Genomic DNA, 26,095 nt, shown 5'->3' with positions numbered 1-26,095 from the left:
CCATGCGCATCCCATTGGCCCTCTGTCTCGTGCTTTCCGGCTTTCTGCGGGCCGATGAACCGCCCATCGAGGTGAATCCCAACCGGCCGACCTTCGCCAATCCGGCCCTCACCACCCAACCGGGCGTCGCGGAGCTGGAATGGGGTCTCCAGCGGAGTGCCTTCCGCGAGGACGGCCCCAGCTTCGGAACACCCACCCTCCTGAAACTGGGCCTGGCGAAGGATCTGGAGCTTCGCCTCGCCTGTCCGGGCTACCTGCGCCTCGAACCCGCGGGCGCACCTCCAGCCTCGGGTCTGGGTGACTTCAACCTGGCTGTGCAGTGGTGCTACCTCCACGATGGCCTGTTCGGCATGGACCAGGCCATCCAGGTGGCCCACACCTTCCCCACGGCCTCGACGGCGCAGGGCCTCGGCAATGGCGCCCCGATCGACACGCTCACCCTGCTGTTCAGTCGGGATGCGGGGTCCTACCACATCGATGTGAACCTGCTGGAGTCCTGGATCGGGCTCACGCCTGACGCGGGAGGGGGCCGCGCCACCCAGACCGCAGGCACCGTCTCCATCACCCGCAACCTCAGCGACGCCTGGTCCATCACCGGCGAACTGTACGCCCTCCAGGCAACCCCGGTGAATGCGCGCATCGCCTCCAACCTTTGGGCCCTGGCCTACAAGGTCTCGAAGCGGCTGGTGCTGGATGCGGGCGTGGATGTGGGGCTGACCCGAGGGGCCCCCCGGTACACCGTCTTTGCGGGACTCACGGTGGGCCTGGGACGCTTCCGCAAGCCATGAGTGAAGCGGCCCCTCTCTCCGTCAAGCGCCTGCTGGAGCAGGTGAAGGCCCGGCTGGAGCCGCCGTTCGCGGCGGTGTGCGTGGTGGGGGAGGTGTCGAACTTCCGGGGCTCGGGCAGGCACTGGTACTTCACGCTGAAGGAGGAGGGCGCGGCCCTCTCCTGTGCGGTGTGGGCGGGGCAGCAGCGGTTCCTCCAGCACAAGCCGGCGGACGGGCAGCGGGTGGTGCTGAAGGGCAGCCTCAACCTCTACGTGGCGGGCGGGACGATCACGCTGGCCGTGACGCACTGCGAGCCCGCGGGCGTGGGCGACCTGCAGGCGCGGCTGCGGGCGCTCGAGGCGGACCTGCGCGCCCAGGGCCTCTTCGACCGGCCCAAGCGCCCCCTGCCCCGCTTCCCGCAGAAGCTCGGCATCGTGGCGGCCCTGGGCGGCGCGGCCCTGCGCGATGTGCTGGAGGTGACGGCCCGCCGCGCCCCGGGTATCGACCTGCTCATCGCCCCGGCGGCGGCCCAGGGCGAACGCTGCGTGCCGGAAACGCTGCTGGCGATCCAGGAGCTCCAGGATCCCTACTGGGGCTGCGAGGCCCTGCTGCTGGTGCGGGGCGGCGGCAGCCTGGAGGATCTCTGGGCCTTCAACGATCCGGAGCTCGTGCGGGCCGTGGCCGAGTGCCGCATCCCCATCATCACCGGGGTGGGCCACGAGATCGACACGACGCTGGTGGACCTGGCCGCGGACCGCCGCGCCGCCACCCCCAGCCAGGCTGCGGAGCTGGCCACCCCGGACCGCGTGGCCCTGGGTGCCGACCTGCGGCGGCGGACCGAGGCGCTGGCTGCGAAGGCCGCCTGGCGCCTGCGGGGCCTGGAGACCACGCTCAACCTGCTGACGGATCACGGCCTCCAGCGGACGGAACCGCTGGCCACGACCGGAGCGCGCCTGGCCGCCCTGGGCCAGCGCCTGGCCTTGGCCCACCCCAGCCGCGGCCTCGATGCCGCCGGCGGGCGGCTGGCCCTGCTGCGGCAGCGCCTGAACCAGGCCGCCGGACGCGCCGCCGGGGAGGCGGACCTGCCGCGGGTGTACGCAGCCCAGCGTGCCCTGGCCCCGGCGGTCCTGCGGGGGCTTCAGCAGCGGGATCAGCGCCTGGCGGTCCTTGGGGAACGGCTGCGGGGACTGGATCCCACCGGCCCGCTCCAGCGGGGCTTCGTCCTGGCCCTGGATGCCGAGGGACGCCCCGTCACCACGGCGATGGCACAGCCCGCCGGAGCGGCCCTGCGCCTGCGCTGGCGCGACGGCGAGCGGCAGGCCCGGCTGGAATAACCCAAGCAGAGATAAAGCGTGAAAGCGGGTAGCCCCAAACTTGAGTCGCGGGTAGTTTGTGACGATGGAGCCCTAGGCAGGACTATGCCACGAAACTTCTTTTTACCATCATCACGCTTGAGATCCCTGATCCTCGCCTTGGCGATGCTCGGCTGCGCCTTCGGCCTGGTCGCGGCTCCGCAGCGCGTGGTCCGGGTGGCGGTCTTCCCCCATGTCCCGGCCATCTTCATGGACAACCAGGGGCAACCCCAGGGCTTCTACGTGGACATGCTCCGGGAGGTGGCGGCCAAAGAGGACTGGGAGCTGCGCTTCGTTCCCGGCACCTGGCAGGATGGCCTCGACCGGGCCCGCTCCGGCGAGGTGGACCTGCTCACCAGCGTGGCCTACTCCCCTGAGCGCGATCGCTACCTGGATTTCGGCCAGGAGCACGCGTTCACGGCCTGGAGCATCCTGTACGCCCACCCCGGCTCTGGGATCACGACGGTGCTGGACACCCGGAACCGCCGGATCGCGGTCATGCGCGGTGACGCCAACGGTGAGCATTTCCGGGAACTCTGCACCCGGTTCAACCTCCCGGTCACCTACGTCGAGTTCGATGACTTCTCCGAGGTGCTCCAGGCCGTCGCCGAGGGACGCACGGATGGGGGTGTGACCTCCAGCTCCTTCGGCTACTCCCAGGAGTCCAGGTTCGGCGTGGAGCGCACCCCGGTGGTCTTCAGCCCTTTCGACCACCATTTCGCCACCAGGGATGGGCGGAACGGCGATCTGCTGGCAGTCCTGGACGCCTACCTGCGCGATGGGAAGAGCCGGCCCGACTCCGGGTACCACCGGGCCCTCAACCGCTGGCTGTCCTCCCAATCGAAGGCGGGGCTGCCCCCCTGGGCCTGGCGGACGGGCCTGGCCATCCTCGCGGCGCTGGCCCTGTCCATCGTGGTGGCGTTCGCCTTCCGGCGCAGGGTGGGAAAAGCCACGGCAGAGATCCGGGAACTGAACCGGGGACTTGAGCGGGAGTTGGCGGAACGGCACCGGGTGGCAGAGCAGATCCTCCACATGGTCCATGGCCTCTCGGCCACCACGGGGGAATCCTTCCTCCACGAGCTGGTCAGGCACCTGGCCCAGGCCACGGAAGCCGATGTGGCCTTCATCGGGGAGTGCCTCAGCGCCGGTGACGCGGGGCGGATCCGCACCCTGTCGGTCCTCTCCAAGGGTCTCCCCACCGAGAACTTCGAATACGCCCAGGCCGGAACCCCCTGCGAACGGGCCATCCGCGGCGAGGTCTGCGTGTTCGCCACCCATGTCCAGGAGAGCTTCCCCGCCTGCGGGATGCTCCACGATCTCGGGGCGGACAGCTACATCGGCGCGCCCCTGGTCGATTCCCAGGGCCGGGCCCTCGGCGTGCTGGCGGTGCTCCACCATGCCTCCCCGACCTCCCCTTCGGAGGTGGCCTCCCTGCTGAGGATCTTCTCCACCCGGGCCGCCGCGGAATTGGAACGGCGCGGGGCGGAGGAGGCCCGGCTCCTGCTCGAACGGCAGATGCAGCACGCGCAGAAGCTGGAGAGCCTGGGCGTCCTGGCGGGCGGCATCGCCCATGACTTCAACAACCTGCTCACCGCCATGCTGGGCCACATGAACGTGGCCCAGATGAAGCTGGCTCCCGAGTCCCCCGCCATGCCCCACCTCGACAGTCTGGAGCAGATCATCCACCGCGCCGCGGACCTCACCCGCCAGATGCTGGCCTACTCCGGCAAGGGGCGCTTTGTGGTGCGCCCCTACGACCTGAACCAGGTGGTGCAGGAAGTCACCCACCTGCTCGAGGTCTCCATCTCCAAGAAGATCGCCCTGCGTTTCCAGCTGGCTCCGGATCTGCCCCAGGTGGAGGCCGATGCGGCGCAGGTCCAGCAGGTCATCATGAACCTCGTCACGAACGCGGCGGATGCCATCGGGGACGCCGAGGGCACCATCCGCCTCAGCACCAGCAGCCTCCAGGTGGACCGCACCTACCTGGATCAGGTCTTCCACGGCCAGGACCTGGCTCCGGGGGCCTACGTGACCCTCGAGGTGAGCGACACGGGCTGCGGCATGACACCGGAAGTCCAGGCCCGCATCTTCGAGCCGTTCTTCACCACCAAGGTCTCCGGTCGCGGGCTCGGACTGTCGGCGACGGTGGGCATCCTGCGGGGCCACCATGCCGGGCTCCGGATTTACAGCGAACCCGGCCATGGCACCACCTTCAAGCTGCTCTTCCCGGCCAGCGAAGCCTGCACCGCCGAACCCCCCAGCGTCGCCACCGTGCCTGCTCCCTCCCAGAAGGCCTCGGTGCTGCTCGTGGACGACGAGGAGATGATCCGCGACGCCGCCGGCTCCGCACTGGAATCCCTCGGCCTCACCGTCCTCACCGCCGGCAACGGCCTCGAAGCCCTGGAGGTGCTGCACCATCGCGGCGGAGACGTGGACCTGGTGCTCATGGACCTCACCATGCCCCTCATGGACGGGCGGGAGGCCTTCCAGCAGATCCGCCGCATCCTGCCCCACCTCCCCGTGATCCTCAGCAGCGGGTACAGCGAGCAGGAATCCGCCCAGGACTTCACGGGCCGGGGCTTTGCGGGCTTCCTCCAGAAGCCCTATACCCTCCGCGCCCTGGAGCAGACCGTCCTCAGCACCCTCGGCAGGAGTCCCGAAGGTCCCTGACGGTTGGCTTCGGCGGTTTCGCCGGAGGGTGTTAACCACGCCATGAGGCATGCGGGCCGTGATAAGGTAAAAAAAATCGCCGGTGCCCAAATGTCCAATGAAACCGATGCCGAGTCCGTACCCTCCCACCGGAGGCGGATTCTGCCCCCCGGCACCCAGGTGGGCCGCTTCCGGGTGGAGGCCCTCCTCGGCACCGGCGGCATGGGCGAGGTCTACCAGGCCTGGGATTCCACCCTGGAGCGCAGCGTGGCCCTCAAGGCCCTGCGCGCCGGGGCGGAACGCGAAGCCTCCGCACCGGAGCGCTTCCGCCGGGAAGCCCTGGCCCTAGCCCAGCTGAACCACCCCAACGTCTGCCAGGTGCACGACTGGGTGGAGAACCCCAGCGGCACCTACATCGCCATGGAGCTCATCGAGGGCCGGACCCTGGACCAGGTGGCGCCGGAACTGGACGTGCGCGAGAAGCTCCGGGTGATCAGCGCCGTGGCCCACGCCCTGGAGGCCGCCCATGCCAAGGGGCTGATCCATCGCGACCTGAAGCCCGGCAACGTCATGGTGGCGCAGGCCTCCGGCACCCGGAAGCTCCAGGTGAAGGTCCTCGACTTCGGACTGGCGCGGCTGGTGGAGCCCACCGGCCCGGGCGATCCGCGCAGCACGCCCTCCGGGGTGCCGACGCTGGGGACCCTCAAGGCCATGGAGGAGGCGGGCCGGGCCAAGCAGGCCGAAGACGGCGAGGACCCCTCGGGCAACCACGCCTGGGAGCGGATCACCCAGGCGGGCACCTTCATGGGCAGCCCGAGCTATGCCTCCCCGGAGCAGATCCAGGGCCAGGCCGCGGGTTCCTCCAGCGATGTGTTCTCCCTCGGCATCCTCGCCTGGGAGTTGCTGGCCGGAGAACACCCCTTCCCCGGTGAAGGACGGGCGCGGATGCTGGCCATCGTCCAGGGCAGCCACCGCGACCTCAAGGTCCGCAGCCTGCCGTCGGGAGCCTCGGAGCTCCTGCTGTCCATGCTGGAGGCCCATCCCTTCAAGCGGCCCACCGCGGCCCAGGTCGGCCGGCGCCTCGACCACCTGCTCCGGCCCCGCAGCGCCCTGCGCTGGGCCGGCGCCTCCGCCCTCACTGCCCTGGCGCTGGCCACGGGTGCGCACTGGTTCACCACCCGGGGGATCATCGCCGACCTGACGCGCGAACGGCCCGCGCGGCTGGCCGTCCTGCCCTTCGCCAACACCACCGGCAACGATCACCTGGATTCCCTGACGCAGCTGGTGCTGCCGCAGATGCTCGAAGCCTCGCTGGCCGCCCAGGCCAAGCTGGCACCAGTGGATGCCGACAGCATGGCCCGGGGCCGGGCGGCCCTGCGCCTGGCCCCCCGGGGCCCGATCCCGCCGGGCGACCAGGCCCGCCTGATCTCCGCGCTGGGTGCCCAGCTGGTGCTGCGGGGCACCCTCGCCCGGGGCAGCGACGGCTCGGTCGTGCTGGCCTATGAGCTCAGCGATGCCGCCGGGAAGGCCCGGTACTCTGGCGAAGCCCGGGAGGCCAGTGATCGCGCGGCGGTGGCCCTGCCCCTCACCCGAAAGGTGGCGGCCGACCTCATCAAGGCCGTGGACCCCCTGGCCCCCAAGCCGCGAGCGGCGCTGCCCGTGGTGCCGGAAGCCATGGAGGCCTATGTGCGGGGTGCCGACCTCATGGACCGGGGAGACTTCAAGGAAGCCGCGCCCGCTTTCCAGGCTGCGGCACTGAAGGCCCCCGATTTCGCGCCGGCGATCCTGGGCTACGCCCGGTGCCTCAGCCGCCTGGCAGATGCCCCTCCCGAGCCCGTGTTCCAGTGGGCCCGCTGGTCCGCCCGGGCCCAGGGCGACCAGGTCAGCGAGATGAAGGCCCTGCACTATCTGTCCGTGCGACATGGCGACCGGGGCCAGTGGGAGGCTTCGGACCGCATCGGCCGCGAGGCCCTGGAACTGGCCCACGCCCTCGGTGAAGCGGCCTTCGAGGCGGGGATCCACGCCACCCTCGGCGTGAACTTCCAGCGCCAGCACAAGGCTGCCGAGGCGGAAACCGAATACCAGCAGGCCCTGGCCACCTACCAGCGCCTGGGCGACAAGCTGAATGCCACCCGGTCGCTCAACAACCTGGCCGTGATCGAGAAGGAGCGCGGCCACCTCAAGGAGGCCGAGGCCCGCTACCAGAGCGCCCTCCAGATCGTGCAGGCCTATGGCGACCGCTGGGGCGAGTCCTTCATCACCAACAACCTCGGCGACCTGGCCCTCGCCCAGGAGGGCGGGCTGGACCGCGCGGAGGCCTTCTTCCGCAAGGCCCAGACCCTGCGGCAAGCCATCGGCGACGACAACGGCCTGGTCTACTCCCTCATGGGCCTGGCCAGCGTGGCCCAGGCGCGGGGCGAGCTGGACCGCGCCGAGGGCCTGGAGCGCCAGTGCCTCGAGCAGGCCCGCAAGACCCAGCTCAAGCCCATGGAGGCCACCGCCCTCTACAACCTGGGCGAGATCAACCGCGACGCGGGGCGCTACGAGGCCGCCCGCATGTTCTACCGGCAGTCCCTGGCCCTCCACGAGGAGCTGGCGGACACGCTGATGGAGACCCACTGCCTGGCGGCGGAGGCCGAGTGCATGGCCCGCGAGGGCCGACGCGGCATGGCCCGCGCCCTGCTGGACCGGAGCCGCAACCTCTCCACCGAGGAGACGCCCTACATCCTCCGGGCCCAGGCCTGGCTGGCCCGCGCCGAGGGCCGGCTGGACGAGGCGAAGCAGCTGTTCGCGAAGGCCCTCGGCGGGGCCCGCATCCAGGCCCCCGAAATCATGCGGGAACTGAAGGCGGGGGCCCAGGGCTGACCCCCCGGGATCAGCGCTTGAGGATGAGCAGCGTCAGATCGTCCGCCAGGGGGCGGTCCTGGGTGAAGGCCATCACGTTCGCCAGGATGGTGGCCTGCAGATCCTCGGAAGGGCCGGCCAGCAGGGCTTCCAGGCGATCCTCGCCGTAGAAGCTGCCATCCGGAGCCTGGGCTTCCGACAGGCCGTCCGTGTAGAAGATCAGGCTGTCCCCGGGCTCCAGGACGCCTTCGCACAGATCCAGCGATGCTTTGAAGCGGGTGGCGCTGAGGCCCACGCCCAATCCACGGGGGTGGAGGCGCGCCACGCGACCGTCCGCGCCGCGCAGGAACGCGCAGGGATGGCCCGCCCGCACGAACCGGTACTGGCCCGTCCGGGGGTGGAAGGTGCCGTAGGCCAGGGTGAGGAAGAGGCGCCGGTCGTGGCCCTGGCACCAGATCGCGTTCAGCCGATCGGCCACCTCCACCGGGCCCAGGGTCTGCTTGTCCAGGGCGGACAGCACGCCCTTCGTCTCGGCCGCGTAGAAGGCGGCGCTGGTCCCCTTCCCGCTCACATCGAGGATGAGGAAGGCCAGGCTGCCGTCCGGCAGAGGGAACAGGTCGTAGTAGTCTCCCGCCACCTCGAGGGCCGGCAAGATCGCGGCCCGCACCGACGGCAGCCGCAGGGCCTCCAGGTCCGGCAGCAGCCGCATCTGGACCTCGCGGGCCACGCGCAGCTCCTCCTCCATGCGCAGGCGCTCCTCCCGCTCTATGCCGGCGGCCTGGAGGCGGCCCGCCATCTCGTTGAAGGCCGAGGAGAGCTGGGCCACCTGGTCGCGGCCCCGGGGCCGGATGCGGGTGGAGAAATCCCCAAGGCTGAGGCGCTTCACGCCGCCGTGCAGATCGTTCACCGCGCGGCCCAGGGACCAGGCCAGCACCAGCCCGAGGATCGCCGCCACCGCCTGGGCCATGAGCAGGCCCATCAGCACCAGGGAGACCACGATGATGGCCTTCACGGTGCCCTCGGACAGGGCCTGCCGGTCGCCGGAGCGGAAGCCGGCGAACAGGGCGTAGAGGTTGGTCTCCGGCGTGGCGGTCAGCACCATGGGCCGGCCCGTGGCCCAGTCCACGATGGGGAAGGCCAGGGGCGGAAGGTTGAACGGCGCGAATAGTCCGGAACCCCGGAGCGCTTGGCCCTTGGTCCAGCTCGCGAGGGTCTCCCGCTGGCCCACGAGGATGGGCGTCTCAGTGTCCCTTCGCCGGCCGCCGGCCTTGATTTGCAGCTTCTCCTCGCGTTCCCGGCCTTCCTTCCGCGGGGTGAGCTGGAACACCACCTGACCTCCCGCCAAGGCCTGGGCCCGATCGCCCAGCACGCCCAGGTTGAGCGACAGGATGCGGTATCCGCCGGCTTCCTTGCGCACGGCCCGCAGGTAGGTGTCCTTCCGGCCCGCTTCGGCATCCGCATCGTGGCTGTCCGCCCAGACCATGCCCACGAAGGAGGCGTCCATGCCCTCGGGAAGCTGGCGCGTGTGGTCCACCCAGGCCCCGCCGTAGGTGCGGAGGACCTGGAGGGCCGCGGCGTCGGAAGCCTCGCCGTTGGCGCTCCGCAGGGCCTCCTCCCAGGCCGCCAGGGTCTGCTGGGTGGAGCGGCTCACCTGAGCGCCGAGGCCCAGCCAGCTCAGGGCCATGAGCATCACGGCCATGGCCACCACGGGGAGCACGGACATCAGGGCGAGGATCATCCAGAGCCGCCGGGACACCCGGAACAGCAGCCGGTCCCAGACCCAGCGCAAGGCCCGGCCCAACAGGACCAGGGCCCCGATCCAGGCCAGGAACGCCGCGCAGCCCGAACCCACGGGCTTCAGGGCCAGGGGCAGGCCGAGCACGACCAGCACCCAGGGCCAGTGGCGGCGGAATCGGAAGGCCGCCCAGCCTCGGCGGATCAGGTCCTTCGCGCGTTGGGACATGGTCGGCTCAGGCCATCAGCATGCCGCCGTTGACGCTCAGCACCTGGCCCGTGATGTAGCCCGCCTCGTCGCTGGCGAGGAAGGCCACGGAGGCGGCGATGTCCTCGCCGGTGCCCATGCGGCCCAGGGGGATCTGCTTGGTGAACTCCGCCTTCACGTCTTCGGACAGGCCCGCGGTCATGGCGGTCTCGATGTAGCCGGGCGTCACGGCGTTGGCGGTCACGTTGCGGCTGGCCAGCTCCCGCGCCACGGACTTGGTGAGGCCGATGAGGCCGGCCTTGGCCGCCACGTAGTTCGCCTGGCCCGGGTTGCCCATCTGGCCGACCACGGAGGCGATGTTGATGATGCGGCCCCAGCGCTGCTTCATCATGGGCTTGGTGGCCGCCTGGATGGCCGTCCAGGCGCCCTTGAGGTTGGTGTCGATCACCGCATCCCAGTCCTCCTCCTTCATCTGGATGAGCAGCTTGTCGCGGGTGATGCCGGCGTTGTTCACCAGGATGTGGATGGCGCCATGCCGCTCCACCGTCGTGGCGACCGCGGCGCGCACGGAGGCCCCGTCCGACAGGTCGGCCACCACCACATCCGCCTTGCCGCCCGCGGAAGTGATGGCGTCGGCCACTTCCTGGAGCTTCCTCAGCGTCCGGGCCGCACACACCACTGTGGCGCCCTGGGCGGCGAGGCGCTTCGCAATGGCCTCGCCGATGCCCTGGCTGGCGCCGGTGACGAGGGCGATCTTGCCGTCAAGACGGAACATGGAACCTCCGGAGGTGGGCATCCAGTCTAGCAAGGCCCGCCGGACTCACTCCCGCATCCCGCTCCCGTCGAGGGCGTCGAAGAGCCGTTTGAACGGGTCCTCCGTCTGCGGGGCCCGCCTCAGATGCCCGTGCCCAGTCCCATCAGCACAGTGTCCACCGACGCCTGACCCGGGTCGGGGAGCCTCATCAGGAGCTTGGGGTTGAAATCCGAACCGTAGAGGCGCACATCCAGATGAGTGGCGTGGGGATCGATGGTGGTGGTGCCGATGACCGTCTCATCGCCCCGGGCCTGCATCTCGCAGAGGCGGTACCGGAGCCGCAGGTCGCCGCCGCGCTGGAAGCTGGCGCCGCGGAACCGGGGCCAGAGGGCCTTCAGGCTCACCCGGACCGTCTGGATGTCCACCCGCTCGATCCGCACGATGGCGCCGTAGCCCTGGCGGGCGTCCACATGGGCCTGGAGGCGCGAGGAGGCCGCCTCCCAGGTCTCGGTGGCGAGCGCCGTCTGGGCTGCGAGTAGAGCGATCACAGGCGACAGGAGTCGGATGGGAAACATGGATACCTCTGGAGATCTTTTCCTATGATGGTACGAACTCCGGCCCGTTCCAAACCTATTTGAGGCCTGCCAGCCACCGGCCCACCGGGCTGAGGTCCGCCATGGGGGTCTTGTCGCCGTAGCCGGCCAGGGCCGACGCGCCATCCAGGGCGGTCCGTGCCCGGGTCTCCCGCTTCAGGAGGTGATTCGCCTCCGGCAGCTCGATGACGACCCCCTTGAACCCGGGAGGCACCGCGTCCGGCTTCCAGGTCTGCACGTCCCGATCCCCCCAGACCACGGCGCAGGGCACCGGCAGGCGCTGGGCCAGAGCCCAGGGATCCAGGTCCAGCGTGTCGCGGACGAAGCCCCGGCTCTCGGGCAGGGCCAGCATCCGGGCCAGCCGCAGGACGCCGGGGGCCACCTGGGCGCCGGCCTCGGGCAGGGGCTTGTCCTGCCGGATCGAGGCCTCGGCCTCCTCCAGGTAGCCGAGATTCGCCTTGGCCACCTCGGCGGGCGCGCCGGCCGCATCCAGCTGGCCCTTCACCTGGGCCAGGATCACGCGCCCCATGCTGAGCCCCGGCATGGCCAGCAGCAGAGCCGCATCGGCCTCGCCACCCGCCAGAAGCGACAGCAGCGCGCCTTCGCTGTGGCCCACCAGCAGCAGCTTCTTCCCCTTCGCCTCCGGCAGCATGCGGGCCACCCTGAGCGCCGCCTTGAGGTCGCCCACCTGGGCATCCAGGGAGATGTCCAGCTTCGGATCCTTCGATCCGATGAAGCGCTTGTCGTAGCGCAGGGAGCCGATGCCCTGGCCCTGGAGCCAGACGGCGAAGTCCCGCCCGCCATGGCTGGGCACGGGGATCAGGGGGTTCGACCAGTCCCGGTCCGTGGGGCCGGAGCCGGCCACCATCACCGCGAAATAGGGATGGGCGCCGCCCGTCCTGACGCTGCCCTTCAGGGGGACGGCGTTGAAGCCCGGAAAGGCGATGTCCCGCTCCACCGGCGCCGGAGCGGGAGCCGGGGCCGTCTGGGAGAACGCTGCGAGCGCCGCGAGGGGAAGGCAGGGCCAGGCAGGGTTCATGAGGTCTCCGGAGTCGCAGGCATCCCTCCGTCCAGGGTAGACGAAGCGGAGGCCCTTCCCTTCAATGGGCCGGCGCGGTCGAAGGTTCGCGGGGGTCCACTTCCGATCCGCGCCCGGGAGCAGGCTGTCCATTGACAAGGAGGCAAAAGGTTCTCAATATTGCTGCTCTGGCAGTGATTGCTTAGGCATTGAATCAGGAACCGTCCATGGGCACCCATCGAAAAGAACCCGAACCGCTGTACACCCCCGAAAACTACAACCCCGAGGACAGCCTGGGGCGCCTCATCGCAGACACCTCCCGGCGGATCCTGGCCGGATTCGATGACGAAATGGCCAGCCAGGGCATGGGCATCACCGGCGCGCAGTGGGTCATCCTCATGCGCATCGCCCGAGGCTGCGCCTCCACGGCCGCCGAGCTGTGCCGCTTCGGCCACTGCGACACCGGCTCCATGACCCGCATGCTCGATCGCCTGGAAGAGAAAGGACTGATCCGCCGGGTGCCCAGCAGCACAGACCGCCGGGTCACCCGCCTGGAGCTTACGGACGCGGGTCAGGCGCTGCTGCCCCACCTGCCCCCGGTGGCCATCAAGGTGCTGAATGCCCACCTGAAGGGGTTCACCCGGGAGGAGCTGGATCAGCTCAAGGGCTTCCTGAACCGGATCCGGGCCAACAGCGGGTCGCCCGCATGACCGGCCGATGTTTTTTTTCGAGATCGATGGAGGTTTGCATGTCCCCCACCCGCCCCCGGGCCCTCCGCGCCCCCCATGGCCGGGGACAGGCGCTCACGCTCGCTCTGCTGGCCGCCGGCGGAGCCTCGGCCCAGGTCCCCCCTCCTGCCCCCATCGCCGCTCCGAGCCCTCAGCCCGCGGTGCAGCTCACCCTGGCCCAGGCCCTGAAGACCGCCCTCGAGCAGAACCCCCGGGTGCAGCAGTCGCTGCTGACCATCGCCGAGAGCGGCGATGACCGCCGGGCCGCCGCGGCGGCCCTCATGCCCCAGGTGGCTGCCCAGGCCTTCGGCCAGCGGAACAAGTACAACCTGGATGCCCTCATGGGCCTGGCCCAGCCCCACGGCCCCGAAGTGGTGGGCCCCTTCAACTGGGGCCAAGTGGGGGTGGAGGCCCAGGTGCCGGTCTTCGACCTCAGCCTCTGGAAGAAGTGGCGGGCCTCCCGCCACGCGGAGGACGCCGCCCGCGCCCAGGGCCGCGCCGTGCGCGAGGAGATCGCCGCCCTGGTGGTGGGCCAGTACCTCCATGCCCTCCGGGCGGCGGCCTCCGTGAAGGCGGGGGAATCCCGCGTGGCGCTGGCCGAGGCTCTGACCCAGCTGGCGGAGAACCAGCAGAAGCAGGGCGTGGGCACCAAGCTCGACACGCTGCGCTCGAAGGTGCAGCTGCAGACTGAACGCCAGCGCCTGATCCAGGCCCAGACCCAGCGCACCACCGCCCTGGCGGGCCTCGGCCGCCTGCTGGACTTGGCTCCCGGTACCCGGATCGACCTGGCGGACAGCCTCACCGCGCCCACCCTGCCTGTCGGCGGCTTCGAGGCGGCCTACCAGGCGGGCCTGTTGCAGCGCCCTGAGCTCGCCGCGCTGGATGCCCGGGAGAAGGCCGCCGAGAGTCTGCGCCAGGCGGCCCAGAGCCTGCGCCTGCCCACCCTCGTCGCCAGCGGCACTTACGGCTCCACGGGCCTCCAATCCCAGCCCTGGGTCAACACCTACCAAGTCTCGCTGGGGCTCCGGGTGCCCCTCTTCACGGGCGGCCTGGTGTCTTCGCAGATCTCCCGGGCCAAGTCCGAGCAGGTCCGGGTGCAGGAGGCCCGCCGTGATGTGCGCGCCCAGGTGGGGTACGAAGTCCAGGTGGCGCAGGCCGAGCTGGACGCCGCGGCCCACGAGGTGGAAGTCGCCGACCTCGCCGTGAGCCTGTCCACCGAAGCCCTCACCCAGGCCCGGCACCGCTTCGAGGCCGGCGTGAGCAACAACATCGAAGTGATCAATGCCCAGGACGAGCTGGCCCGCGCGAACGACAACCAGATCAATGCCCTCTACCGCCTGAACCAGTCCCGCGTGGACCTGGCCCGCGCCACTGGCCAGCTCGAACAGACCTTCGCCCGCTGATGGAGACCCCGATGAACCAAGATGCACCCATCGTTCAGGACACCCCCAGCGGCGCCGCTGCCGCCGGCATCTCCAAGGCCATGCGGGCCCTCCTCATCGGCACGCCCATCGCCCTCCTCCTCGGCGGCGGCCTGTGGCTCTACTCCCGCAACCGCGTGAGCACCGATGACGCCCAGGTGGACGGCCACTTGGTGCCGATCTCCTGCCGCGTGTACGGCACTGTGGACAAGGTGCTGGTGGAGGACAATCAGGCCGTGAAGGCCGGAGACCCTCTGGTGAGCGTGGATCCCCGCGACATCCAGGCCCGGCTCGACCAGGCCAGGGCCGCCCTGGCCCAGGCCCAGGCCCAGGTTGAAGGCGCCCGGGCGGACCTGGAGCGCGCCCGGGTGGCCTTCCAGCAGGCCAAGGGCTCAGACCTGGAGACGGCCAAGGCCAACCTGGATTCCAAGAAGGCCAGCCTCGACAAGGCGAAGATGGACGTCCAGCGCATGAAGCCCCTGGCCGAGCGGGAGGAGATCTCCGCCCAGCAGTTCGACGGCATCCGCACCCAGGCCGACGTGGCCGACGGCGACTGGCGCGCCGCCCAGCAGCGCATGGGCTCGCTCCAGCGCGAGGCCGACATCCGGAAGGTGGCCGTGGGCGCCGCCGAGGCCCGCCTGGCCTCGGCCCAGGCCCAGGTGGAGCAGGCCCGCGCCAGCCAGGAGGGACTGGAGCTCCAGCTCGGGTACACGAAGATCCTGGCGCCGGTGGATGGCGTGGTCACCCGCAAGTTCGTGGAGGCTGGGCAGACCATCCAGCCGGGCCAGGGCCTGATGACGCTGATCCCCCTGCACCAGACCTGGGTCACGGCCAACTTCAAGGAGACCCAGCTCGCGAAGATGAAGCCCGGCCAGGAGGCCGAGGTCAAGGTGGACATGAACGGCATGGTGCTGAAGGCCCACGTGGACTCCATCGCCGGCTCCACGGGCTCGCGCATGAGCCTGCTGCCTCCCGAGAATGCCGTGGGGAACTTCGTGAAGGTCGTCCAGCGCATCCCCGTGAAGATCCACATCGACGAAGCCGAAGCCCAGAAGGTCGTCCTGCGCCCCGGCATGAACGTCGAGGCCACGGTGTTCGTGAAGTGACCCAGCACCGCCGCATCAACCCCTGGATCATCGCCCTCACGGTGATGATCGCGACCTTCATGGAGGTCCTCGACACCAGTGTGGCGAACGTGGCGCTCCCGCACATTGCGGGGGACCTGTCGGCCACGGTGGAGGAGACCACCTGGGTGCTGACCTCGTACCTGGTGGCCAATGCCGTGGTGCTGCCCCTGGGCGGCTACTTCTCCAGCCTCATGGGCCGCAAGCGGTTCTACCTCACCTGCGTGAGCGTCTTCACGGTGGCCTCGCTGCTCTGCGGCATCGCGCCGTCGCTCGGCTGGCTCATCTTCTTCCGGGTGCTCCAGGGGCTGGGCGGCGGCGGCCTGCAGCCCATCTCCCAGGCGATCCTCGTGGAGACCTTCCCCCACGAGAAGCGCGGCGCCGCCATGGCCGTCTACGGCATGGGCGTGGTGCTGGCGCCCATCATCGGCCCGGTGCTGGGCGGCTGGATCACGGACAACTTCAGCTGGCACTGGATCTTCCTCATCAACATCCCCGTGGGCTTCCTGTCCTTCACGCTCACCAGCGCGCTGGTGCAGGACCCCCCGACCTTCCACCGCATCTCGCTCAAGGAAGGGGCGAAGTTCGACTACTTCGGCATCGGCATCCTCACCCTGGGCCTGGCCTCGCTGGAGATCGTCCTGGACGAGGGCCAGCGCAAGGACTGGTTCTCCTCGGGCTACATCGTCTTCTTCGCCATCATCGCGGTGGTGGCCCTGGTGTTCGCGGTCCTCTACGAGCTCCGCAAGACCCGGCCCATCGTGGACTTCAGGCTGATGAAGGACCGCACCTTCGCCGTGTCCATCCTCATGCTCTTCGTGCTGGGCTTCGTACTCTACGGCAGCCTGGCGCTGCTGCCCATCTTCCTCCAGACCCTGCTGGGCTACACGGCCCTGCTGAGTGGCTGGGTGCTGAGCCCCGGCGGGCTGGCCATCATGCTCATGATGCCCATCGTCGCCATGCTGCTGAAGAAAGTGGACACCCGCTGGCTCATCGGCATCGGCTTCTTCACCTGCGGCCTGGGCCTCATCCAGATGGCCGGCTTCAACCTGCAAGTGGACTTCAGCACGGCCATGTGGTCCCGCGTGCTGCAGAGCCTCGGCTTCGCCTTCTTGTTCATCCCCATCAATGTCTCGGCCTTCCAGCACATCCCCCACGAGAAGACCGCCTACGCCACCGGCCTCATGAACCTGGTCCGCAACATCGGCGGCAGCACCGGCATCGCCCTGGCCACCACCATGCTGGCCCGCCGGTCCCAGGTGCATCAGGCAAACCTCATCGGCCACCTGGCGCCGGGGAACCCGGCCTATCAGGGGTTCCTGGACCGGACCACCCAGCTGGGCGTCCTGCGCGGGGGGCTGTCACCCACCGACGCAGCCCACCTGGCCCAGGGTGCCGCCTACGGTACGGTGGTGAGGCAGTCCAGCATGATGGCCTTCTCGGACACCTTCTGGTTCATGGGCATCCTCTGCTTCTGCCTCTTTCCCCTGCTCTTCCTCATGCGGCGGAGCCTGGCCACGGGACCGGTGCACGTCGACTGACCGGCCAGGGCGGGTACCATGGGCCCCATGAGCCTGCGGACCCAGCCCCTCTCCGAACGCGCCTTCGCCTCCTTCATCATCTTGGCCCTGGCCGCCTTCCTGGCCGGGGGCTTGGTCTTCGCCGCCCGCCAGGAGCAGACGGGGATGGCCCAGGCCCCCGCGGCCCAGCCCCGCCTCCTGGCCGTGCTTGAAGGCGTCATGGCCCCCAACACGAGCCCCGCCGAGGTGGCGGTCTTCCGCACCTGGATCCAGGGCGGGGCCACCCGGGAGGGCTTCGCCCCCGTGGAGGCCATCGTCACCAACAACTGCGCCAGCTGCCATGGCCCGGGCGGCCAGTTCCCCCGGGTCACCGGGTACGACGACCTGCGGCCCCTGGCGCTGGAAGAGGCCTCCGACGGCCTGTTCGCCACGATCGGAACCCGCGGTCTGCACCTGGCCGTGTTCCCGCTGGTCTTCCTGGTGGTTGCCTTCGGCTACCTGCGGCGGACGGGCTGGAAGGGCCGGAACGTCCTCATGGGCGGTTGCGCCGTGGCCGTGCTGTTCGATGCGGGCCAGTGGTGGCTGCGGCAGGGGCATCCCGGCCACGCCTGGGCGGCCTGGACAGGAATGATCCTGCTGGCATTGACCTTCCTGACCTTGGCCGGGGTGATTCTGAAAGAACTGTGGCCGACCAGCGCCAAGGGCTGATGGTAGGTTCGGATGCGCGGCAGCCTGGGGTCAGCCGCTGACCTCAGTTCGATTTCGGTTTGGCATACATGTCCTTGAAGGTGAGGAGGTGGAGATTCATGCCATCGGTCTTGAATCGCCAGTTGAAGTCGCGATAGGCCTGCTCATCCTGGATCGTAGAGGGGAAATTCATTGGCGGAGCTTCCAAGGTAAAAGTCCCCGCCTCCGGATCTAGGAGCCACCAATCGATGAACGGGTAGAATCGGTGGCCGAAATCGATGCTCTGCTTAGCCTGCGGATCACTGGAAGAGGGATAGGCGACCATTTTCCGAGTCGTAAGGACCGCCTCCTCCGTCCGTGCCGAAATGAGAATCTGGTCATCCGGTCTGACGCCAAAGCCGAGGATTCCATCGAGCAGGGGGGTCTTCCCGTCCAGGAGCGGATCCTTGAGGCCCGAATACAGCCGGGTCACCCTTTTGAGGGCGCCAGTTTCACTGTCGAAAATCCAGAACAACCCAAGGGGACTGACATAGACGATACGGTTGGAAGTCCGGGTATAGGCATCCACCAGGAAAGTGGACATCAGGGCCCGGTAGGTGGGTCCCTGATCCCCTTGAAACTGGGGTTTCTCCAAACCCAGGTCAAACCCTGTCTCTACCTCGAGGCGCTGGTCCTCGGTGACACGCAGGATGGCGAACGGATAGGAACGGCCCATGGAGACGAAGACGCCCTTTCCCAGTGCGGCCCCAAGGAATTTGCCATTGCCCAGTTTCCACAGGCGGTTGGGGCCTGCCCCAGGGAAGGTGGCCTTCGCCAATACTTGCCAAGCCGACCCATCCCATTCCAGGACGCGTGAGGCCATGCGGGTGCCATCCTTGTCCGACCGGAGGGACCCCATCTGGAAACAGTAAAACTTGCCCTCAGCGAAATCGATGGAGCCCATGTGGTAGTAGTCAGGGTTCGCAGCGGACGGTTCGAAGGGATCCGGAGCCTTGATGTTGACCAGGATCTTGCCTTCTCGCGAAAGGACCTGTGCCCGGTTTGCCCTGGTCGAGTTTCGATAAATCAGGACCTGCCGGCTTCCATCCCAGAAGGTCGAATCAAAGCTGCGAATCCACCCCTGAGCCCGTGCCTGCGAAGCAAGCATAATCAACAACAGCGTCACGAAGGCAAGATCGCGCATCTGGACTCGCAGGTGGTGAGCGCTCACACGGAAGCCTGTCAATCGCAGCGAGCGTCTTCAGCGGCCAGGCTGTTATTGCACCACTGCCAGACCGTGGCACTATCACCTTCCCAGGTCTGACACGGGTTCTTGCACCAGCAGTCCGTCACAGTCCACAAAACACCGACCCAATTGGGGCTCATGCTACTTCCATTCCCGCATTGAACAGCCTTAGAGGTCGGCGCTGCCCCAATGAGGAGGGAACCCAAAAGAACATTGCGCAACAATCTGGGCTTAATGATCATGGCCATATCCTCTATGAATTATGCCGAAAAATTACCCCCCCCCCAGAGTGCTTGTCAAGGTAATTCAGAAAAACAAAATACCTGGCAGATTCACGGCGGAACCCACCCTTTCCTGGCAGGGGAAGGCTTCCGCCGCGGTTCCAATGTAGTTTCGGAATCGACCGCACGATGGTTCTCTATTACCAGCCTGCCTTCACCTGGTTCGGCATCGGCCAGCTCAGCTTGAGGACCATGAGCCACGGTAGGCGCGAATTGGGCCCCGCAGGCCGAGCACGAGATGGGGTGCCCCATGGCCCTTGGTCCGCGAAGGGCGCTTCGCTCAGTTCCGCCCACCGACCTTGATCGGTCGATCCCGAAAACGAGGGCAACCGACTGTGGCCGATGATCGAGTGGATTGATCCGTTAAGCCTACTGCGCCGTGGGCTCGTCCACGAAGTCCTCGTCCGAGAGGCCGCTGTCCGGGGGGAGCTTGGCCAGCTCGGCCTTCACGAGGTCCTGGTGCTCGACCTCCTCGTCGCGCAGCTCCTCGAAGAGGGCGCGGACCTTGGCGTCCTTCAGGGCGGGCAGGGCCGCCACGAAGAAGGCATGGGCCTTGACCTCGGAGGCCAGGGCCGCCTTCATGGCCTGGCGGGGGCTCATGAAGGCGCGGGCTTCGTCGAAGTCCGGCGCCTCCACGTCGAAGATCATGGCCCGGGTGACGGTGCGGGCCGCGGTGCCGAACAGCTGGCTCCGGCGGTCGGCCAGTTCCTGGCCGTGCTTGGCCTCGTTGACGGCCATGAGGCGGAAGAACTTCGCCGCCTCCGGGGTGCGGTGCTGGTCCATCTGCGCCGCGAACTCTTCGTAGCGTTCCTTCGCCTCCTCCTCGATCAGGACGGCCAGATCGAGGGCATCCATTAGGCTCAGGTGGGCGAAATCGATCCGTGCGGCCATGGGGCCTCCCGTCACTTCTTGATGAAGAGATCCAGGATGCGCTCCTTGGGGAGGGCGCCCTGGGAGAGCTGGGCCTGACGCTCGCGGATCAGCGCGTCGTAGGTCGGCGGCGGCTCGGGGTTCTTGTAGAACACGCCCAGGTGCAGCTTCTCGCCGTAGTGCTGGGCCAGATCCATGGCCGCCAGCCGGTCCGCCGGGTTGTGCCCGATGGCCGCGAGGTTCTCACTGATGGCCTTGAGGCCCTTGATCTGCTGGGCCTCTTCGCCATAGGTGACGCAGGGCGACTGCACGTTCACGAAGGCGAAGCCGGGGTAGCGGATGGCCTCCTCGATGGTGGCCGCCATGCCCGCCAGGTCCGTGGGCGAGGCCTGGGCCACAAAGCCCGCGCCGTAGGCCAGCACGTAGAGCAGCGGGTTCACAGGGTTCTCGAGGCTCCCGTAGGGCGAGGTGCAGGTGGTGCGGCCCTTCTGGGAGGTGGGCGAGAGCTGGCCCTTGGTGAGGCCGTAGATCTGGTTGTCCATCACGATGTAGGTGATGTCGATGTTGCGGCGGATCAGGTGGGCGATGTGGCCGCCGCCGATGGAGAAGCCGTCGCCGTCGCCGCCCGCGGCGAGCACCAGCAGGTCGGGGTTGGCCAGCTTGATGCCCTGGGCGATGGGCAGGGCCCGGCCGTGGACGGTATTGAAGCCGTAGGCCGTGGTGTAGCCGGGGATGCGACTGGAGCAGCCGATGCCCGAGATGAAGGCGACCTCATGGGGCGGGCGCCCGATGGCGGCCAGGGCCCGGTAGAGCCCCTGCACCACGGAGTAGTCGCCGCAGCCGGGGCACCAGATGGGCTTGAGGTCGCTCTTGTAGTCTTTCGCTTGGAATTCGCAGGTGGCGCTCATGGTCGACCTCACTCCTGGGGCTGAAGCTTGCCCTCGTGGCTGCGCTGCAGCTCCGAGAGGAGATGGTGGAGGGCCGCGACGATCTCGCCGGGCAGGAAGGGGTTCGCGCCGCTGCGGGCCAGGGACTGCAGGCCCTTGGGCAGGTCGAGGTGCATGCGCAGCATCTTGAACGTCTGGGCCAGGTGGGACTGTTCGACGACGAGGCCCTTCTGCACCGAGGCGAAGAAGTCGAGATAGGTCTGCTCAGCCACGGGATAGAGCAGGTAGGGCACCATCAGCTTGACGTCCAGGCCTTCAGCCCGCGCCATCTGCAGCGCTTCGCGGCAGACGCCGGCCACGCTGCCCCAGGCCACCAGGGCCAGCGGGGCGTCGGGGTTGCCGGTGACCTCGAACAGGTCCTTGCGGCTCTTGAGGGGATCGAACTTCTTGATGCGCTTGTCGTTCATGCGCGCGTGGACGGAGCCGCTGTTCGTGGGCGCGCCGGATTCCACATGCTCGATGCCGGAGGCCAGGTAGGTGCCCCCCAGCATGCCAGGATGGCTGATGGGGCTGATGTGGTTCTCGGTCTGCTTGAACCGCTTGTAGTCCTGCAGGTCGCTGCCGGTGGGGACGAGGCGGTTGATGATCTTGAACTGGCTGGTGTCGATGGGATCCAGCGTCTCCTTGCGGGAGGCGATCTCCTGGTCGGAGAGGATGATCACCGGCGTCTGGTAGTACTCGGCGATGTTGAAGGCTTCGATGGTGGTGCGGAAGATGTCGGCCACGGAGGTCGGAGCGAGCACGGGGCGGATCACGTCACCGTGGGCCGAGAAGGCCGCGGCGAAGAGGTCGGACTGCTCGGTCTTGGTGGGCAGGCCCGTGGAGGGGCCGCCACGCTGGACGTCCACGATCACCAGGGGCAACTCGGCGATGCTGGCGAGGCCCATCATCTCGGACTTCAGGGAGAGGCCGGGGCCGCTGGTGGCGGTCATGGCCTTCTTGCCGGCGAAGGAGGCGCCCACGGCGGAGCCGATGCCCGCGATCTCGTCCTCGGCCTGGAGCACGGCACCGCCGTACTTCCAGACGTGGTTGGTGAAGAACTGCATGATCTCGGTGGAGGGCGTGATCGGGTAGCCGCCGAAGAACTGGCAGCCAGCGAAGATGGCCGCGGCGGCGCACATGTCGTTGCCGTCGGTCAGGAGCTTCACACCGCCCTTGTTCGCGGAGGGCTCGATGGTCATGTCCGCCTTGAGGGGGTGCGACTTCGCGAAGGCCACACCGGAGTCGAAGGCCTTCCGGTTGGCTTCGACCAGCTCCTGGCTCTTCTTGGCCAGCTTCTTCGAGATGCCCTTCATCACGGCTTCGCCGCCGATGCCGAACCAGCCGGCGATGAGGCCCAGCACCACGGTGTTCTTGGCCCGTTCAGTGCCGGCCGTCTCCTTGGCCATGGCGGCGATGGGCACCGCGATCACCTGCAGGGGCGTCACACCCACCAGGGGGATCTGGTTCTCGGCCACCCCGGTGGCGGCTTCGTAGATCACCACGGTGGTGCCGGCCACGGGCAGCTCCGCGCCGAACTTGAGGAAATCCTCCCAGTTCAGGGCCACGGCCACGTCCAGGTTGCCGCCGGGGTTCAGGACCGGGTCGGTGCTGATGCGCACCCGGCAGGAGGACTCGCCACCGCGGATCTGCGAGCCGAAGCTCTTGGTCATCACGCCGTGGTAACCCTCGGCCGAAGCCGCCTGGAGAAGGGAGTCGCCGGCAGAGACGATGCCATCGCCCCCTGAACCGGCCATTCCGAAGACAAGATCCTTGCGCATGGGCACCTCGGACTGAGGGTGATGTGGGGGGTGCCGAGCCGCGTCCCGCCGCTCGATACCTCACACTGGAAGACGCAGTGTCGTTCCATCCACCCTACCCCCGGGGGGCATTGCTTTTCATCACACCTTCCCGGTGGAAAGGCCCTGCCATTGCAGTGTCAGCCTAGCTGGGCGAGGTCTTCAGGGGTGCCGAGGCTCAGCGCGGTCACCTCCAGGCCCCGCTCCTTGGCCTGCCGTTTCACCAGGCCCGCCAGGACCTTGCCCGGACCCAGCTCGAAGAAGGAGGTGACGCCCTGGTCCAGCAGCAGGTCGAGGGTGGCCTGCCAGCGCACGGCCCCGGGGATCTGGCGCACCAGGCCGTCGCGCAGGGCCTCTGGGGCTGAGACCGCGGCTGCGTCCACGTTGTTCACCAGGGGGCAGACGGGCGCCTTGAACGCCAGGCCCCTCAGGATGGGCTCCATGCGGGCCTGGGCGGGCTCCATCAGAGGGGAGTGGAAGGGGGCGCTCACGGGCAGCTTCATGGCCTTGCGCCCGCCGCGCGCCTTGGCGGCCTCCAGCGCTGCGTCCACGGCCTCCGCATGGCCGGCGATGACGATCTGGCCGGGGCCGTTGAAGTTGGCTGGAACCACGATCTTCCCGGTCGCGGCGGCCGCCTCGGCGCAGCTGGCCTCCACATCGGCCTGGCTCATGCCCAGGATGGCCGCCATGGCGCCCACGCCCACGGGCACGGCCTCCTGCATGGCCCGGCCCCGCTCACGCACCGTGCGAACAGCATCCTGGAAGCCCAGGGCACCCAGGGCCACGAGGGCGCTGTATTCGCCCAGGGAGTGGCCGGCCGCGAAGTCGGGGCGGGGCAGCCGGTGGGCCCAGGCGCGGACCACCATGGTGCTGTGGGTGAGAATGGCCGGCTGGGTGTGCTCCGTGAGCTTCAGGGTCTCTTCGGGCCCCTCGGCCATGAGCTTCGAGAGCGGGAAGCCCAGGGCCGCATCCGCATCCTGGAGCACGGCCCGCGCCGCGGGCTCCGCTTCAGCCAGCGCCACGCCCATGCCCACCGCCTGCGACCCCTGCCCCGGGAACAGCCAAGCCACTTTGCTCATCGAAACCTCCAACCGGCCAGAATTCGCCTCAGACAACTACACACGCAGAGGGTCGCAGAGGTGGCGGAGATTGGTGAGGCAAAACGTGATATCAGGTCTCTTCCTCTGCCATCTCGTCTTTACTCTGCGAGGGTTTTCATCTTTCGCAGGCCAGATCGGACGGACTCAGTCCTGCGGCAGCAGCAGGGCCACGCGCTCCTGGATGCGCTCGTGGAGGCGGTGCTCCACGGCCCGCAGGGCAGCGCGGATGGCGTTGCGCACGGCCTTGTGGTCGCTGCGGCCATGGCCGATGATGCTCACGCCCTTCACGCCCAGCAGCGGCGCGCCGCCGTACTCGGCATAGTCGAGCTTCTTCTTGAACCGCTTCATGGCGGGCTTCGCGAGGAGGCCCGCCAGCTTGGTGATGGGGGATTCCATGAAGCTGTCGCGGAGGCCGCCGATGATGCCCTCGGCCAGGGCCTCGCTGGACTTCAGCACCACGTTGCCCACGAAGCCGTCGCAGGCGATGACGTCGAAGTTGCCGTTCCAGATGTCCCGGCCTTCGGCGTTGCCCTCGAAGCGGATCTCCATCTCGCGGAGCATGGCGGAGGCGTCCTTGGTGACGTCCGTGCCCTTGCCGTCCTCTTCGCCCACACTGAGGATGCCCACGCGGGGCCGCTCGAGGCCAAGCACCTCTTCGGCGTAGACGGAGCCCATCACCGCGAACTGGGCGATGTGCTCGGCGCGGCTGTCCACGTTGGCGCCCACGTCGAGGAGCACCGTGGGTCCGCCCTTCATGTTGGGCAGGACGCTGGCCAGGGCCGGCCGGTCCACGCCGTCGAGCTTGCCGATGACGAGGCTGGAGGCCACCATGGCGGCGCCGGTATGGCCCATGGACACCACGCCGTGGGCCCGCCCCTCGCGCACGAGCTGGGCGGCCACCCGGATGGAGCTGTCCTTCTTCTCCTTGAGGATGCTGGTGGCCTTGTCCTCCATGACCACGGTCTGGGAGGCATGGACCACCTCCACGCGGGCCATCAGCTCCGGCGTGAAGCCATGGCGGGCCAGCTGCGGACGCACCACGGCCTCATCCCCGACGAGGATGAGGAAGAGCCCCGGCCAGGCCTGGAGGGCCTCCCGGGCACCCAGCAGCGTCGCATGGGGGGCGTGATCGCCCCCCATGACGTCCAATGCGATGCGGTGACTGTCCACCGCCTTAGGCGGTCGCGGCGACGCGGACGGCCAGCTTGCCGCGATAGAAGCCGCAGCTGGGGCACACGCGGTGGGGCAGCTTGGGGGTCTGGCAGTTGGGGCAGGTGCTGGCGCTCATGGCCTCCAGCGCGTCGTGGGTGCGCCGGCGGTCGCGGCGGGCCTTGGAATGGCGGCGCTTGGGATTCGGCATGGCTTGCTCCTAGAGGTAAAACGCAAAGTTTCAGGTTAAAGGTTTCAGGATTCCCGGTCCAGCTTGATTCCCGCCAGGGCCTTGGTGAGGGCCCGATTCAGGGCGGAGGGAGCCTGCACGGCTTCGGTCGGGCACTGGCAGGGGCCCTTGTTCCAGTTCTTGCCGCAGGTGGGGCAGAGCCCCTTGCAGCCCTCGGAACAGAGGGGGTGCATGGGCGCCTGGAGCTCGAACTGCTCGCGCACCAGCTCGGTCTCGTCCAAGGTGTCCTCCGGCAGGAAGACCACGTCCAGGTCCTGCGTGCCGAGGGTGTGGGACCCGCGGCCCACCAGGTCCGGATCCTTGCTGCCCAGGAACTGGCTCTCCACCACGAGGGGCCGGTCCAGGGGGGCGAGGCAGCGGCTGCAGGCGCCCTGCCAGACCGCCTGGCCTTTGACTTCCAGGAAGACGTCGCCGTCCGAAGCCAGCGCGAACACCGACCAGGCCAGGTCGCGCAGGGAGACGCCGCCCTCCAGCGCCACCTGCTCGGTGGTGCCGTTCAGGCGGAGGCCCTCCAGGGGCAGCTTGTGGAGATCGATCACTTCTTAGCTCCGGCATCGGCGCCCGGGGCATCGGCCTTGGGAGCCGCCGGGCTGCCCGCCCCACTGACGGGAGAGGAACCGGTCACCTGGCCGGGAGTCCGGACGATGGGGCCGGAGTCCTCCTGGTTGCTCGGGTCGCCGGCGCACTTCAGCTCGTAGGTGGCGCGGCTGGACTTGCCCTCGTAGGGCTGGCCGAAGGGGTCCTGGGCGGCCATGCCCGTCTTGATGAGGCTTTCCTTCACCAGCGTGGAGTTGCCGTCGATCATGGCGTCGTAGCTGCCGAAATCCGGGAAGCGGCCGTGCTTGAGGTAGTACTGGTCCAGCCCCTCGGCCACGATCTTGAGGTCATCCTGGGCCTTGAGGTAGCGGGCCTGGGCGGAATGCTTCTTGTACTGCGAAAAGCCCAGGGTGCCCAGGACGGCGATGATCATCATCGCCACCAGCAGTTCCAGCAGGGAGAATCCGCGGTCTCGGCGGGGGGCGGGGTTCGGGGTCATGGAAGGGTCCGGGGTGAGGGCTCGTCTGCGGTGCATCCGAGCGTTCCAGTGTGCCAGGAA

The 26,095-nt window shown here is 68.7% G+C and carries 22 protein-coding genes; 9 read left to right on the top strand and 13 right to left on the bottom strand.

What is annotated here, in order from left to right; all coding sequences use genetic code 11:
* Positions 1–2 precede the first annotated feature (2 nt).
* The 4 genes from MLE43_RS14050 to MLE43_RS14035 all read left to right on the top strand — a co-directional run bounded on the left by MLE43_RS14050 (position 3) and on the right by MLE43_RS14035 (position 7,633).
* A complete protein-coding gene (locus MLE43_RS14050) occupies positions 3–788 on the top strand; it encodes a transporter (protein WP_243305118.1) in 786 nt (261 codons plus the stop codon).
* Positions 785–2,101, top strand: coding sequence for an exodeoxyribonuclease VII large subunit (xseA, locus tag MLE43_RS14045; RefSeq protein WP_243305116.1), 1,317 nt, complete (start codon positions 785–787; stop codon positions 2,099–2,101). Before MLE43_RS14050 ends, xseA begins: the two co-directional genes overlap by 4 nt.
* 117 nt (positions 2,102–2,218) lie before the next feature.
* Positions 2,219–4,789, top strand: coding sequence for a response regulator (locus tag MLE43_RS14040; RefSeq protein ID WP_243305114.1), 2,571 nt, complete (start codon positions 2,219–2,221; stop codon positions 4,787–4,789).
* Between the two features lie 90 nt (positions 4,790–4,879).
* Complete coding sequence (locus tag MLE43_RS14035) at positions 4,880–7,633, top strand: serine/threonine-protein kinase (protein ID WP_243305112.1); 2,754 nt, start codon at positions 4,880–4,882, stop codon at positions 7,631–7,633.
* 10 nt (positions 7,634–7,643) lie between these two features.
* Here the strand turns inward: MLE43_RS14035 and MLE43_RS14030 are convergent, their stop codons facing one another.
* From MLE43_RS14030 to MLE43_RS14015, 4 genes are all read right to left on the bottom strand, one after another.
* Positions 7,644–9,575: a PP2C family protein-serine/threonine phosphatase gene (locus MLE43_RS14030; protein ID WP_243305110.1), complete on the bottom strand. Its 1,932-nt coding sequence runs from the start codon at positions 9,573–9,575 to the stop codon at positions 7,644–7,646.
* A 7-nt stretch (positions 9,576–9,582) separates the two neighbouring features.
* On the bottom strand, positions 9,583–10,329 hold the full coding sequence (gene fabG / locus MLE43_RS14025; protein ID WP_243305108.1) for a 3-oxoacyl-[acyl-carrier-protein] reductase: 747 nt from the start codon (positions 10,327–10,329) through the stop codon (positions 9,583–9,585).
* A 119-nt stretch (positions 10,330–10,448) separates the two neighbouring features.
* Positions 10,449–10,883, bottom strand: coding sequence for a hypothetical protein (locus MLE43_RS14020; protein WP_243305106.1), 435 nt, complete (start codon positions 10,881–10,883; stop codon positions 10,449–10,451).
* Positions 10,884–10,938: 55 nt separating this feature from the next.
* Complete coding sequence (locus tag MLE43_RS14015; protein ID WP_243305104.1) at positions 10,939–11,940, bottom strand: alpha/beta hydrolase; 1,002 nt, start codon at positions 11,938–11,940, stop codon at positions 10,939–10,941.
* A gap of 206 nt (positions 11,941–12,146) precedes the next feature.
* On the opposite strand from MLE43_RS14015, the gene MLE43_RS14010 reads away from it, so the two are divergent.
* From MLE43_RS14010 to MLE43_RS13990, 5 genes are read left to right on the top strand one after another with little or no spacing between them, the layout of a single operon-like run.
* Positions 12,147–12,629 (top strand): MarR family winged helix-turn-helix transcriptional regulator, encoded by a 483-nt coding sequence (locus MLE43_RS14010; RefSeq protein ID WP_243305103.1) that lies wholly within the window; start codon positions 12,147–12,149, stop codon positions 12,627–12,629.
* A 38-nt stretch (positions 12,630–12,667) separates the two neighbouring features.
* Entirely contained in the window at positions 12,668–14,050 is a 1,383-nt protein-coding gene (locus MLE43_RS14005) for a TolC family protein (protein WP_243305101.1), read from the top strand.
* An 11-nt stretch (positions 14,051–14,061) separates the two neighbouring features.
* The gene (locus tag MLE43_RS14000) at positions 14,062–15,174 is read left to right on the top strand and encodes an HlyD family secretion protein (protein WP_243305099.1); all 1,113 of its coding nucleotides are present in this window, start codon (positions 14,062–14,064) and stop codon (positions 15,172–15,174) included.
* A complete protein-coding gene (locus MLE43_RS13995; RefSeq protein ID WP_243305098.1) occupies positions 15,171–16,733 on the top strand; it encodes a DHA2 family efflux MFS transporter permease subunit in 1,563 nt (520 codons plus the stop codon). The genes MLE43_RS14000 and MLE43_RS13995 overlap by 4 nt, the downstream gene beginning before the upstream one ends.
* 18 nt (positions 16,734–16,751) lie before the next feature.
* A complete protein-coding gene (locus MLE43_RS13990; protein ID WP_243305096.1) occupies positions 16,752–17,420 on the top strand; it encodes a hypothetical protein in 669 nt (222 codons plus the stop codon).
* A 43-nt stretch (positions 17,421–17,463) separates the two neighbouring features.
* Here the strand turns inward: MLE43_RS13990 and MLE43_RS13985 are convergent, their stop codons facing one another.
* The 9 genes from MLE43_RS13985 to MLE43_RS13945 form a co-directional block, all read right to left on the bottom strand.
* Positions 17,464–18,582, bottom strand: a complete 1,119-nt coding sequence (locus MLE43_RS13985) for a hypothetical protein (RefSeq protein WP_243305094.1) — start codon at positions 18,580–18,582, stop codon at positions 17,464–17,466.
* A gap of 692 nt (positions 18,583–19,274) precedes the next feature.
* Positions 19,275–19,796 (bottom strand): ferritin family protein, encoded by a 522-nt coding sequence (locus MLE43_RS13980; protein WP_243305092.1) that lies wholly within the window; start codon positions 19,794–19,796, stop codon positions 19,275–19,277.
* Positions 19,797–19,807: 11 nt separating this feature from the next.
* Positions 19,808–20,683, bottom strand: coding sequence for a 2-oxoacid:ferredoxin oxidoreductase subunit beta (locus MLE43_RS13975; RefSeq protein WP_243305090.1), 876 nt, complete (start codon positions 20,681–20,683; stop codon positions 19,808–19,810).
* Positions 20,684–20,691: 8 nt separating this feature from the next.
* A complete protein-coding gene (locus MLE43_RS13970) occupies positions 20,692–22,482 on the bottom strand; it encodes a 2-oxoacid:acceptor oxidoreductase subunit alpha (RefSeq protein WP_243305088.1) in 1,791 nt (596 codons plus the stop codon).
* 158 nt (positions 22,483–22,640) lie between these two features.
* On the bottom strand, positions 22,641–23,579 hold the full coding sequence (fabD, locus tag MLE43_RS13965) for an ACP S-malonyltransferase (RefSeq protein ID WP_243305086.1): 939 nt from the start codon (positions 23,577–23,579) through the stop codon (positions 22,641–22,643).
* A 165-nt stretch (positions 23,580–23,744) separates the two neighbouring features.
* A complete protein-coding gene (gene plsX / locus MLE43_RS13960) occupies positions 23,745–24,770 on the bottom strand; it encodes a phosphate acyltransferase PlsX (RefSeq protein WP_338029086.1) in 1,026 nt (341 codons plus the stop codon).
* Positions 24,771–24,774: 4 nt separating this feature from the next.
* Positions 24,775–24,960, bottom strand: a complete 186-nt coding sequence (rpmF, locus tag MLE43_RS13955) for a 50S ribosomal protein L32 (protein WP_243305082.1) — start codon at positions 24,958–24,960, stop codon at positions 24,775–24,777.
* 44 nt (positions 24,961–25,004) lie between these two features.
* Positions 25,005–25,538: a YceD family protein gene (locus MLE43_RS13950; protein WP_243305081.1), complete on the bottom strand. Its 534-nt coding sequence runs from the start codon at positions 25,536–25,538 to the stop codon at positions 25,005–25,007.
* Positions 25,535–26,071: a type II secretion system protein gene (locus MLE43_RS13945; RefSeq protein ID WP_243305079.1), complete on the bottom strand. Its 537-nt coding sequence runs from the start codon at positions 26,069–26,071 to the stop codon at positions 25,535–25,537. The genes MLE43_RS13950 and MLE43_RS13945 overlap by 4 nt, the downstream gene beginning before the upstream one ends.
* Between the last annotated feature and the right edge of the window lie 24 nt (positions 26,072–26,095).

This window comes from Geothrix oryzisoli (assembly GCF_022808865.1).
Lineage (GTDB): Bacteria > Acidobacteriota > Holophagae > Holophagales > Holophagaceae > Geothrix > Geothrix oryzisoli.
Note: the sequence above shows the minus strand (reverse complement) of the source record. Positions and strands in the feature narration are given on the sequence as shown.

What these genes read in the sequence shown, in the direction of transcription:
- MLE43_RS13985 (WP_243305094.1), bottom strand. Translation starts at nt 18,582, where the DNA reads ATGCGCGATCTTGCCTTCGTGACGCTGTTGTTGATTATGCTTGCTTCG.
- MLE43_RS14000 (WP_243305099.1), top strand. Translation starts at nt 14,062, where the DNA reads ATGAACCAAGATGCACCCATCGTTCAGGACACCCCCAGCGGCGCCGCT.
- MLE43_RS14010 (WP_243305103.1), top strand. Translation starts at nt 12,147, where the DNA reads ATGGGCACCCATCGAAAAGAACCCGAACCGCTGTACACCCCCGAAAAC.
- fabG (WP_243305108.1), bottom strand. Translation starts at nt 10,329, where the DNA reads ATGTTCCGTCTTGACGGCAAGATCGCCCTCGTCACCGGCGCCAGCCAG.
- MLE43_RS14035 (WP_243305112.1), top strand. Translation starts at nt 4,880, where the DNA reads ATGTCCAATGAAACCGATGCCGAGTCCGTACCCTCCCACCGGAGGCGG.
- rpmF (WP_243305082.1), bottom strand. Translation starts at nt 24,960, where the DNA reads ATGCCGAATCCCAAGCGCCGCCATTCCAAGGCCCGCCGCGACCGCCGG.
- MLE43_RS14030 (WP_243305110.1), bottom strand. Translation starts at nt 9,575, where the DNA reads ATGTCCCAACGCGCGAAGGACCTGATCCGCCGAGGCTGGGCGGCCTTC.
- MLE43_RS13945 (WP_243305079.1), bottom strand. Translation starts at nt 26,071, where the DNA reads ATGCACCGCAGACGAGCCCTCACCCCGGACCCTTCCATGACCCCGAAC.
- MLE43_RS13990 (WP_243305096.1), top strand. Translation starts at nt 16,752, where the DNA reads ATGGGCCCCATGAGCCTGCGGACCCAGCCCCTCTCCGAACGCGCCTTC.
- MLE43_RS14005 (WP_243305101.1), top strand. Translation starts at nt 12,668, where the DNA reads ATGTCCCCCACCCGCCCCCGGGCCCTCCGCGCCCCCCATGGCCGGGGA.
- MLE43_RS13975 (WP_243305090.1), bottom strand. Translation starts at nt 20,683, where the DNA reads ATGAGCGCCACCTGCGAATTCCAAGCGAAAGACTACAAGAGCGACCTC.
- MLE43_RS13980 (WP_243305092.1), bottom strand. Translation starts at nt 19,796, where the DNA reads ATGGCCGCACGGATCGATTTCGCCCACCTGAGCCTAATGGATGCCCTC.
- MLE43_RS14020 (WP_243305106.1), bottom strand. Translation starts at nt 10,883, where the DNA reads ATGTTTCCCATCCGACTCCTGTCGCCTGTGATCGCTCTACTCGCAGCC.
- fabD (WP_243305086.1), bottom strand. Translation starts at nt 23,579, where the DNA reads ATGAGCAAAGTGGCTTGGCTGTTCCCGGGGCAGGGGTCGCAGGCGGTG.
- MLE43_RS14015 (WP_243305104.1), bottom strand. Translation starts at nt 11,940, where the DNA reads ATGAACCCTGCCTGGCCCTGCCTTCCCCTCGCGGCGCTCGCAGCGTTC.
- MLE43_RS13970 (WP_243305088.1), bottom strand. Translation starts at nt 22,482, where the DNA reads ATGCGCAAGGATCTTGTCTTCGGAATGGCCGGTTCAGGGGGCGATGGC.
- MLE43_RS14050 (WP_243305118.1), top strand. Translation starts at nt 3, where the DNA reads ATGCGCATCCCATTGGCCCTCTGTCTCGTGCTTTCCGGCTTTCTGCGG.
- xseA (WP_243305116.1), top strand. Translation starts at nt 785, where the DNA reads ATGAGTGAAGCGGCCCCTCTCTCCGTCAAGCGCCTGCTGGAGCAGGTG.